At 39.2% G+C, this 8,389-nt stretch carries 11 protein-coding genes and 1 pseudogene; 8 read left to right on the forward strand and 4 right to left on the reverse strand.

Going from position 1 to position 8,389, the window contains the following annotated elements; all coding sequences use genetic code 11:
* Window positions 1-131: 131 nt before the first annotated feature.
* Complete coding sequence (locus tag ACS8FD_RS12585; protein WP_114701980.1) at window positions 132-728, reverse strand: recombinase family protein; 597 nt, start codon at window positions 726-728, stop codon at window positions 132-134.
* A 714-nt stretch (window positions 729-1,442) separates the two neighbouring features.
* On the opposite strand from ACS8FD_RS12585, the gene ACS8FD_RS12590 reads away from it, so the two are divergent.
* The 3 genes from ACS8FD_RS12590 to ACS8FD_RS12600 all read left to right on the forward strand — a co-directional run bounded on the left by ACS8FD_RS12590 (window position 1,443) and on the right by ACS8FD_RS12600 (window position 3,706).
* Entirely contained in the window at window positions 1,443-1,787 is a 345-nt protein-coding gene (locus ACS8FD_RS12590; protein ID WP_087040376.1) for a DMT family transporter, read from the forward strand.
* Window positions 1,787-2,347 (forward strand): TetR/AcrR family transcriptional regulator, encoded by a 561-nt coding sequence (locus ACS8FD_RS12595; RefSeq protein WP_439276163.1) that lies wholly within the window; start codon window positions 1,787-1,789, stop codon window positions 2,345-2,347. Before ACS8FD_RS12590 ends, ACS8FD_RS12595 begins: the two co-directional genes overlap by 1 nt.
* A gap of 162 nt (window positions 2,348-2,509) precedes the next feature.
* Window positions 2,510-3,706 (forward strand): hypothetical protein, encoded by a 1,197-nt coding sequence (locus ACS8FD_RS12600; protein WP_439276164.1) that lies wholly within the window; start codon window positions 2,510-2,512, stop codon window positions 3,704-3,706.
* On the opposite strand, the pseudogene ACS8FD_RS12605 reads toward ACS8FD_RS12600, so the two are convergent.
* A pseudogene (locus ACS8FD_RS12605) lies at window positions 3,690-3,983 on the reverse strand (DNA cytosine methyltransferase); the annotation flags it as partial. The gene ACS8FD_RS12600 and the pseudogene ACS8FD_RS12605 overlap by 17 nt on opposite strands.
* 52 nt (window positions 3,984-4,035) lie before the next feature.
* Between ACS8FD_RS12605 and ACS8FD_RS12610 the strand changes: the two are divergent.
* The 3 genes from ACS8FD_RS12610 to ACS8FD_RS12620 all read left to right on the forward strand — a co-directional run bounded on the left by ACS8FD_RS12610 (window position 4,036) and on the right by ACS8FD_RS12620 (window position 6,497).
* Window positions 4,036-4,482 carry a MerR family transcriptional regulator gene (locus tag ACS8FD_RS12610; RefSeq protein WP_439276165.1) on the forward strand — a complete coding sequence of 149 codons (447 nt, stop codon included), beginning with the start codon at window positions 4,036-4,038 and terminating at the stop codon, window positions 4,480-4,482.
* Window positions 4,483-4,757: 275 nt separating this feature from the next.
* A complete protein-coding gene (locus ACS8FD_RS12615) occupies window positions 4,758-5,393 on the forward strand; it encodes a hypothetical protein (protein ID WP_025643763.1) in 636 nt (211 codons plus the stop codon).
* A gap of 18 nt (window positions 5,394-5,411) precedes the next feature.
* Window positions 5,412-6,497 carry an ImmA/IrrE family metallo-endopeptidase gene (locus tag ACS8FD_RS12620; RefSeq protein WP_348654297.1) on the forward strand — a complete coding sequence of 362 codons (1,086 nt, stop codon included), beginning with the start codon at window positions 5,412-5,414 and terminating at the stop codon, window positions 6,495-6,497.
* 73 nt (window positions 6,498-6,570) lie between these two features.
* Here the strand turns inward: ACS8FD_RS12620 and ACS8FD_RS12625 are convergent, their stop codons facing one another.
* Window positions 6,571-6,840, reverse strand: a complete 270-nt coding sequence (locus ACS8FD_RS12625) for a hypothetical protein (RefSeq protein ID WP_348654298.1) — start codon at window positions 6,838-6,840, stop codon at window positions 6,571-6,573.
* 129 nt (window positions 6,841-6,969) lie between these two features.
* Window positions 6,970-7,182: a helix-turn-helix domain-containing protein gene (locus ACS8FD_RS12630; RefSeq protein WP_201530165.1), complete on the reverse strand. Its 213-nt coding sequence runs from the start codon at window positions 7,180-7,182 to the stop codon at window positions 6,970-6,972.
* A gap of 236 nt (window positions 7,183-7,418) precedes the next feature.
* On the opposite strand from ACS8FD_RS12630, the gene parA reads away from it, so the two are divergent.
* Both parA and ACS8FD_RS12640 read left to right on the forward strand, forming a co-directional pair.
* Window positions 7,419-8,066 carry a ParA family partition ATPase gene (parA, locus tag ACS8FD_RS12635; RefSeq protein ID WP_348654299.1) on the forward strand — a complete coding sequence of 216 codons (648 nt, stop codon included), beginning with the start codon at window positions 7,419-7,421 and terminating at the stop codon, window positions 8,064-8,066.
* Window positions 8,063-8,266 carry a hypothetical protein gene (locus tag ACS8FD_RS12640; protein WP_300312249.1) on the forward strand — a complete coding sequence of 68 codons (204 nt, stop codon included), beginning with the start codon at window positions 8,063-8,065 and terminating at the stop codon, window positions 8,264-8,266. The genes parA and ACS8FD_RS12640 overlap by 4 nt, the downstream gene beginning before the upstream one ends.
* The last annotated feature ends 123 nt before the right edge of the window (window positions 8,267-8,389 follow it).

Here is an 8,389-nt window from a genome sequence, read left to right on the forward strand (position 1 = left end):
GTGGTTTGATTATTATCGTCAGGCTGCGTAATTAAAATCTCCCAAGTTTAGTTATACGGATTTGACGGCAGGGGTCAGCGATGCCTTTAAATCAAGACCAAAGGTCACGTTGAGTCGATATTTAAAATACCTCAGCTATTGACCTGCTTTAAGACACGATAAACGGTAGCTACGCCAACACCAACCGCCTTAGCGATCTCTTCTTTTGTCATATTGTTTTGACTAGCCAATGCTTTAATACGATTGTGTTTTGCGGTATTGGCTTTCTTACCAGTGGGTTTATAGCCACTGTTGGCCAATCCTTGTTTAATGCGCTCTCTACGCTTGTCATTATCAAGCTTTGCCATGGTCGCTAATAAATCGATCAGCATATCGTTAATCACTTTTAGGATCTCACCTGTCATACCGTCACTCATCGTATGTGTGGTTGGTAGATCAGCCACCACCAATCGTAAGCCCTTATCTTTAATACGCTGCTTTAGAATCGAAAAATCATCTTGAGATAGTCTGCTTAATCTATCCACGCTTTCAACCAATAAAATATCGCCTTGCTCGGCGTCCTTTAGCAACTTAGCTAAGATTGGTCTATCGAGCTTTGTACCACTGAAGTGCTCAACGTAATCAACATAGCTATCACCATAGCGGCTACTGAAGGCAACCAAATCTATTAATGCTCTAGTAGCGTCTTGATCCTTAGTGCTGGCTCTCACATAAATACGAACGGTCATAATACCTCTTTGTATCAGTTAGACTTAATAATTGATGTTCATTGATAATAGCAAGATATTACTATCATTTAATATCAAATAAAAGTCAAATGATAGATAGGTTGTCGTTTAGAAGTTTTATGTTTTGGGTATAGTCTAGTGATAGGTCGTTTAAAGTGGTTTCGTTATAACAGTCTATTTTAGATAGTCTGTAAATATATTTGAAAACCATCAAAGGATGGTTCCAATGGGGTATACTCTATTCACAGACCTGATATCAATTTAGCTGAAGGTAAACCGTATATAGCAACTGTAAAACTTCTTAACTTTTGACCACTAGCCAAGTTCCTGCAAGTCCCATAAACGATGTGCCAGCTCAGTTGAAATTCTAACGAGATTTTGGGCTTTTTAATCATTGTCGAGCATAGCCTGCCATAATGACATATATCATTACACCAATTATTGCACATGTAAATATCAATGCAGGTAGTGTCACTACTTCAAGTCCCTTCAGGTTCTGTACAGGGAAAAACCAGTAATATACTTAAATAAAACAAGATGACTTAAAAGCTTTGCTTTCAGCTCATCAACTCAAATAAATCACTTAGCGGGCTAATCTTTCCAGATCCTATGCTGACCCCATTAAAGAAATTTAACATAAAAAAGTCACAAATTTTATTATGTATACCAACCAGTTGGTATGTATAATAGGATTTTTTCCTACTGGTTAATTTTATGAACTCGCTTTTATCCTATGCTGCTCTGTTTTTTGCCATCGTACTTGAAGTCATCGCTACCACGTTTTTAGGCAAATCTGAGCATTTCACTCGCCTTGTGCCGACTCTTATCTGTGGGGTATTTTTTGCAGGATCATTTTTTATGCTGGCACAGGCATTACGCACCTTACCCATTGGCATTGCTTATGCAACTTGGGGTGGTCTTGGGATTATCTTAACAACGGTTATTGGCGTCTTGGTCTTTAAGCAAAAACCAGATATGGCGGCCATTGTAGGTATTGCACTGATTGTGATTGGAGTAGTGGTGATTAATGGCTTTTCTAAAATGAGTGGACATGGCTAATGACTAACCTGAATAGACCTAAAAAAAACCCTGACATGGTGCGGCATCGCTTATTACAAAGTACCGCAAGTTTAATGACTACGCACGGCTTTGCAGGGGTAAGCATTGATAAGGTGGCAACTGAGGCAGGGGTCACTAAAGGAGCTTTATTTCATCATTTTCCCAATAAAAAGACTCTAATTGGAGCTGTATTTGACCGTGAATTAGCGATGCTTGACAAGTTGCTTGACGACTTATTAGATAAAGATACAGGCGATTACGGTCGTTTTACTAGAGCCTATATCCATGCCACTTTTTTTGCCTGTATTGATGATAGATTGTCTTCAGCTTTGACATTTTCGCTGTGTGCCAGACCTGAGCTAGTTGAGCGTTGGGATGTGTGGATGGCAGGGCGTATGGTGAAGCATCAAAAGACCGATAACAGCCTACAGCTTGAAGTAGTCAGAATGGCAGCCGATGGCATTTGGTTCACCCATTTATTACACGGCGGCAAGCTCACTGCCAAAAAAGATTTACATGCCCTTAAACAGCAATTACTTGAGATGACGCATGCTACTTAATGACGGGAGTCACTCATGAAGCAAGAGAATACTATTCCCTATAGCCCTTATATTCCTTTTTTTAAAGACGTTGCCGATTACAATGTGGCGTTTGGGCATCTTTATCCCTATCAATTTATGGACTGGAAAACAGAAGTCCTTTCATGGAAAGAGAGCTGTTACTTGCACGCTGGGCTAAACCCACCAATGCCTGCACGCATCACAGGACCCGATGCATTAACATTGTTTCGCGATCATTGTATCAACGATTTTAGCCGATTTAGCGTTGGTGCATCAAAGCATGCCGTGATGTGTAACTATAAGGGTAATGTGATGGCGGATGGTATGCTGCTTCGCACAGAGGATAATGCGTTCGTATCATATTTTTTATCACCTTACCTAGAATACATTGCCAGTCGTGGCAACTATGATGTCAATATTGAAGATTTGACAGGCAAAACCTTTCTGTTCCAACTGGGTGGTTCCTTATCTTTGAAAATTCTCGAGGCAGCCACCCAAGAATCCCTCAGCGATATTAAATTTATTTGGCATCGCACAGTGCATATCTACGGGGATGAACTACCACCAACAGGTATTGCTGTGCGGATTTTTCGGTTGGGCGTAGCAGGCACACTGGCATATGAGGTGCATGGGGATATCAAAGATGCTCCGTTGGTTTACCAAGCCTTAATGGCAGCAGGACAACCGTTTAACTTAGTTCGTCTAGGGATGCGTGCTTATGGTATGAATCATACGGAAAATGGTTTTGCCCAAGCCTTTATCCACTTTTTACCTGCTTGGACCCAAGATGAAGACTTTATGGACTATCTAAATGGCAAATACGATGCTTTGCTTGCCAAACTGCCAGGCAGTGCAGGTGTCGATATCACCCGTCGTTATTTTAACCCTATCGATTTAGGTTGGGGGCATATGATCACCTTTGATCATGACTTCGTTGGCAGAGCCGCCCTTGAAGTTGCCATGCAGCAGCAAGCAAAAAAAATTGTAACGCTTGAATGGTATGCGGACGATATTAAGGATATCTATGCCTCTTATTTTGAGTCTGGTGAGCCTTTTGAGTTTATGGAATTCCCAGCCAATCCTATTTGGACAACGCAGAGTTCTATTGTTGTGGCAGATGAGGTGCAGATAGATAGTCGCAGTATAGGTATTTCAAGCGGACGTATTTATTCGTTTTATTACCGTCGTATGATTTCTTTGGCGGTTATTGAAACCGAGTATGCCATCGAAGGTACCACCTTAGAAGTTATCTGGGGTAATCCAAGCAAACGACAAAAAAAGATACGGGCCAAGGTGAGCCGTTTCCCTTATCTTACCCTACCTCGTAACCGTGATATTGATACTAAGGCGTTGCCTTGAAAGGCGGTTTTGTGTCAGCACAGAAAACAAAAAAATATGAAATATTGCTATCCATTCGCATTAGTCGCTGATAGTTAATTTGGGCTTCAATGGAATAGCCCTCAACATCTCCAATAGTTTCATTAGGCAAATCACCAATCGCCTGTTCACAGGTAATGAAGCTTTGTGTGGTAGGCTCTGGAAAACTAAAGGTTTTACTATTTTTTAGACCAACAGAACAAGCCCTACGTCTGTTTTGGGGTACACCATATTCAGAAGCCAATAGTATTTTATAGGTTGCGGTATAGTTATTTAAAACTAGATAAAAATTATATTTTTAAGGTTATAGTATGGAATCTGATACATCATTCTTATTAATAGGAGCTTTAGCAACACAAGCTAACACAACCAAAGATACTATTCGTCATTACGATGAGATGGGGCTACTGAAATCTCGAAAACGCCAAGCAGGATCACGCCTATACACCGAATTTCATCCTGAATGTATTGAGCGTATTAAAATGATTAAAGGCGCACAAGCTATCGGTTTTACTCTTAATGAATTTAAAAGACACCTAAATGATCATTTCAATGGCACTCTCAATATTGATAAAGCTTTAATTACTATTTCCGAAAAACTTACTGAAGCGAAACGTCAAAAAACTGAGATCATTAATACTATTAACCAGCTTAGTGCTTGTTATACTATTTTAGAAGAAATAAAGTCAGAAAATATTGGCTTCATTTCTAACTCTGAATGGGGAAAACGAATAGCGGCGCATCTCTCCTTAACCTGAATCGCACCAATCACTAATAGAATATGTGTGGTAAGTACACCATGAAGTACACTGTGCTTATCTCAGCAAGTTAAAACGTTAATACCATTAACCCACAGTTTAGCGTTCAAGTCCTCACTAGGGTGCCATCCTTATGGCTATAAGAATAACTATGCTAAATACTCAACGCAACTGAACTTAATTCGCTCTATTTATCTTATTGACGCTTAGCTATTTACTTACATGGCATTTCCGATTATTATACATCAAATTGATGATAATATATCGGAAATGCCATGTTCTCTTTACAACCATCGTTTGATGCTATTTCAGACAAATTTATTGATGAAAATTCTGAGGTCGTTAGCGCTCTTGCTGCCATTCACCCCAGTCTTACAACTCAACTAGTTTACGAGGTGATTCTGGCCGCTAATGAAAAAACTCAACATGTTGGAAGCTCTTTTCCAGCTAATGCTCCGTTAGCAATGTGGCAATTTCACATTACAGGTTTTCTTAGAGAAAAACTATGTGCTCTTGGTTGGACTAAAGTTGATGGTAAAGGTGGGGTTGCATACGTAATATCGCCGTGTAAGGAGCATGCAATTCGTGTTTTTGCAGGTAACAAGTATGTAGGTTTACGAGATGGAAACGTAAGCAATAGATCAATTAAGGGAAATACCCTTAAAGATGATATTTATCCGCTATTAAACTCTGATAAAGGAACGACCATTTGGACTTTACTTCATTACCGATTTGGTGAGTTAATGAGATTAGAGCTTTCGCAGCCAAAATCATTTGCAAAAGGTAAGATCAATGACTGGGGTACGCGGATCAAAATCCCTGATGTTAAGTTCAACATTCCTACAACACCGCGTATGAAAGAAAAAGTTGAGGTAGGAGTAGTTCCTGTCAAGCGTAAGAAAAAAGCTTAATCAATTCAAGGCTAATATATGTTTAATCCAAATCGATTACAGTTTGCAATCGATAGGCGAGCTGTGAGCAAAGCTGAATTAGCAGAAAAGCTAAATATTACTCCTAGAACATTAACAAATTATCTAAAAGGAAATACTGAGCCTAATTTAGTTGATATTTCAAGGGTGCTAAGCTTCCCTATCGATTTTTTTAAAGGTAGTGACTTACCAATCATTGATGAACATAGTGTTAGTTTTAGATCTCGTTCTAGAATGACTAAGAAAGTCAAAGCCGAAGCTTTAACTTATGGCATTACTGGCTTTATGCTTAATGATTGGTTTGAAGAGGAGTTTGAACTTGTTCAATCAGAACTTCCTGATTTATCTCATCTATCTCCTGAAGAAGCGGCTAATTCGCTCCGTTACGACTGGGGCCTGGGTGATAAACCTATTGGGAACTTAATTGCTCTATTAGAGTCAAAAGGTATACGTATTTTTTCTATTTTTGTAAAATCGGAATATATTGATGCTTTTAGCGTTTGGTATGATGACACACCTTTTATCTTTCTTAATAACCAAAAAACTATGGAGAGAAGTCGTTTTGATGCATGTCACGAACTAGGTCATTTAGTTAGAGATATATACAGTATGAAAATGTCTGAAAGTTTTAGTAAATCACTTGATGAAGACTTGGATTCAAAAGTAGTCGAAAGATGTGCAGATGAGTTTGCATCTGCGTTCTTGATGCCCGAAGTTGCATTAATGGAATATAGACATGTAAATCCTACCATCAACAATCTTATTGAGCTGAAAAAAGTGTTCGGCGTATCTTTAGTAGCACTGGCATATAGAATGCATAAGCTAGGGTTCATAAGTGAGTGGGTTTATACAAGAGTGCTCTGCCCAGAAATAGCAAAATATAATTATCGTAAGTCAGAGCCTTATCCAATGGATAGAGAGACTTCCCAAGTACTCAATACAATAACTAGTGAGTTAACTTCAGAAGGAATTAGCCTAGACGATATTGCTAAAAAAATTAATCTTAGAAAAGCTGATATAACTCCATTGCTATTTCAACTTGCTGAAAGCACAAAGCCTTTTCATTTATTTCAAGTTTTAAAATAATGTGTGAAAACATGAGTAAAGTTTAGCTACTAGTTTGATCAGCTAAACTTTGCTCGTTCTTTTAATCAAGTATTTATACAGCTTCTTTAGCATTCATTAAATCAATAAACGCCGCCTCAAGCACACCAATCGCCTCATCATCAACGATTAACCCCTCATCTATCTGGCGCTGTACCCATACATGAAGCGCCTCATCATTATAGAAAATCGGATTCACGTCCAATATTTTGGCCAGCTGTGAGCCTTGCTGTATTTGTAAGTTTTGAATCAGTTGCTTGGTTAAAACCTTCACTTTGTGATCAAACCAAGATGACGTTGTTGGTTGCTGCGCTGACGTATACATAATAACCTCCTGTAGATTAATTAGATTTCTTAATTAACTAAATGTTCTGCTACAGGTAAAATTATACACGCATTTTGACTCATTGCAAGATAAAATAACCTACTGTAGGTTATTTTATGTGTTTAGAGATTAGATGTCTGAATCGTCAGTAAGTTCATATAGATCGCCTACCTCAATTTTAAAATAGCGGCATAGCTTTTCAATCACTTCTAAATCTACTCGAGTGGCTTCTTCATGATACATACGCGTGATTGTGCCTCTGTTGATAGAAGTTTCTCTTGCAACATCTGCAATTTTAAGGCGCTTTTCACCCATTATCGTTGATAAATGACACTTAACCATTACCCTCTCCTATTTCAAATATAGTGCTATTAGCATACAAATTATTCGCTAAACACGCATAGCGCTATTAAGCAGTGCATTTTACTACGTGTCATATCGGTTTAATAGTAAGACCTATCCAATACTAATAAGCTCAATACTTTCAGTTGTGCTTACTAGCCCTTTGCGATAATATACTTATATGAGTACTTACTCATTTGAGTGTATGAATATATAATCATCATAAGGCCTTTACCATGAAAGTAATCGCAGTACTGAACCAAAAAGGCGGCAGCGGCAAGACCACGATAGCCACGCATTTAGCACGTGGGCTACAACTTCAGGGTCATAGTGTGCTACTCGTTGATAGTGATCAGCAAGGCAGTGCTCGCGATTGGAGAGCCGTTGATGAAGACAATCCTGTTCCTGTTATCGGCCTTGATAGACCAACGCTTGATAAGGATTTAAAAAATGTTTCTGATAAAGAGTTCATCGTAATTGATGGCTCACCGCAAGCGACCAATCTGGCACTATCTGCAATCAAAGCCGCTGACTTTGTGTTGATACCCGTACAGCCAAGCCCCTATGATGTGTGGGCGACCAATGATTTGGTTGATTTGGTGCAGCAGCGCATCGAGATGACCGATGGTAAGCTCAAAGCCGCCTTTGTGGTCTCTCGCGCGATCCAAAACACTAACATCGGCAAAGAAGTTGCCGCAGTGCTACAAGATTATAATCTGCCCGTTCTTGATGCCAGAATTGTGCAGCGCGTCAGCTATCCAAATAGCGCTTCAGTCGGCAAAACGGTATTTGAGACAGAATCTGCTAAGAGCAATGCCGTGACTGAGATCACGCAACTGGTTAACGAGGTTAAAACGTTTTTTGATAAGGAAGTAGAGTTATGAAAGCTGGCCGCCCAAGTAAAGATAAAAAAGACGCTCTTGAGTTGTCTGACGTCACTGATAAGTCCAAAAAGACCACACGAGTCAACTTCAATCTTGATGAAGATACCTATTTTGAGCTCAAACAATACGTGCTCGATAATCGCACAACCGTCACTAAACTGCTCACTGAGATGATTGAATCACGGTTGAATGAGCGTTGATAACAGACCTATATTGTTGATTTATAATAATTTATTATAAGGTGTATATACACCTATACACCTATACACCTATACACCTATACACCTATACACCTATACACCTATACACCTATACACCTATAC

The organism is Psychrobacter sp. 1U2, assembly GCF_051847575.1.